1 protein-coding gene is annotated in these 1,512 nt (G+C 59.5%); it reads left to right on the forward strand.

Annotated features, from left to right (window positions below):
* Positions 1-86 precede the first annotated feature (86 nt).
* Positions 87-1,438, forward strand: a protein-coding gene (locus B8446_RS14605; RefSeq protein WP_148506031.1) for an IS3 family transposase whose coding sequence is annotated in 2 segments (ribosomal slippage) — positions 87-423 and positions 423-1,438 — 1,353 coding nt in all. Because the reading frame shifts where the segments join, the coding sequence is not laid out codon by codon here.
* Positions 1,439-1,512 lie beyond the last annotated feature (74 nt).

The following is a 1,512-nucleotide window of genomic DNA, read 5'->3' on the forward strand; positions in this document are numbered from 1 at the left end:
TGTCCGGCGTCAGGACCTATGGGATGAAAGTGGCGAATTGAACAATGGAGGATTTCTGGCTCATCGTAACGACGAAGGAGTGAAGCATGAGCCAGAAATCCTTGCCGGAGACGAGTTCCGGGGAGCGATTGATCCGCGATATCCGTCGGGCGACCCGCCGGCAGTATTCAGCAGAAGAGAAGATCCGCATTGTGCTCGATGGCCTGCGGGGTGAGAGCAGCATAGCCGAGCTGTGTCGCCGTGAGGGGATCGCCGAGAGCCTGTATTATGCCTGGTCGAAGGAGTTTCTCGAGGCCGGCAAGAAGCGGCTTGCGGGCGATACGGCGCGCAACGCCACGACCGGCGAGGTCCGTCACCTGCACGACGAGGCACGCGCGCTCAAGGAAGTCGTGGCCGAGCAGACGCTGGAGCTGCGCCTGCTCAAAAAAAGCATGATCGGGGATGGGGACGACCGCGCATGAGATACAATGCCTCGGAAAAGCTTGAGATCATCCGCCTCGTCGAGCAGTCGGCCCTCTCGGTTCGCCAGGTTCTGGAGACGATCGGCGTCCCGCGTTCGACCTTCCACCGCTGGTATGATCTGTATCGGACGGGCGGCCTGGAAGCCTTGGCGGACAGGCCGTCCCGCCCAAACCGGACGTGGAACCGCATCGCCGACGATATCCGGGCGCAGATCGTCGAATTGGCGCTGGAGGCGCCGGAACTGTCGCCACGGGAAATCGCCGTGCGGTTTACCGACGAGCGCGGCTATTTCGTCTCGGAAGCGTCTGTCTATCGCCTGCTCAAGGCCCATGACCTGATCACCAGTCCGAAATTCATCGTCATCAAGGCGGCGGAAAGCTTCCACACGAAAACGACAGCGCCGAACCAGCTCTGGCAGACGGATTTCACCTATCTCAAGGTCATCGGCTGGGGATGGTTCTACCTGTCGACCATCCTTGACGATTTCTCGCGCTACATTATCGCCTGGAAACTGTGCACGACCATGGCCGCGTCCGATGTGACGCAAACGCTGGAACTGGCCTTGCAGGCGTCAGGCCTTGATCAGGTCACAGTCAGGCACAGACCGCGCCTGTTGTCCGATAATGGCCCGTGCTACGTCGCCGAAGACCTCGCGAAATGGCTGGGTCAGCACGCGATGGATCATGTCCGCGGCGCCCCGAACCATCCCCAGACACAGGGAAAGATCGAGCGCTGGCATCAGACGCTCAAGAACCGCGTGCTTCTTGAGCATTACTACCTGCCGGGCGATCTCGAGCAGCAGATCGAGGCGTTCGTCGAAAACTATAACCATCGCCGATATCATGAAAGCCTGAACAATCTCACACCCGCCGATGTCTGGTTCGGACGCGGGCAGACCATCCTGCTCGAACGTGAGCGCATCAAACGAAACACCATCCAGAAACGGCGCTTGCTTCATCAGCAGCGTGCCGCCTAAACATCATCACCAGATGGGCCAGAGCCTCCGTTATCTCACACCATCCAAACTCCCAAATCTTTCGACGACGGACA

Source organism: Tanticharoenia sakaeratensis NBRC 103193, from assembly GCF_000963885.1.
GTDB classification, from domain to species: Bacteria; Pseudomonadota; Alphaproteobacteria; order Acetobacterales; family Acetobacteraceae; genus Tanticharoenia; species Tanticharoenia sakaeratensis.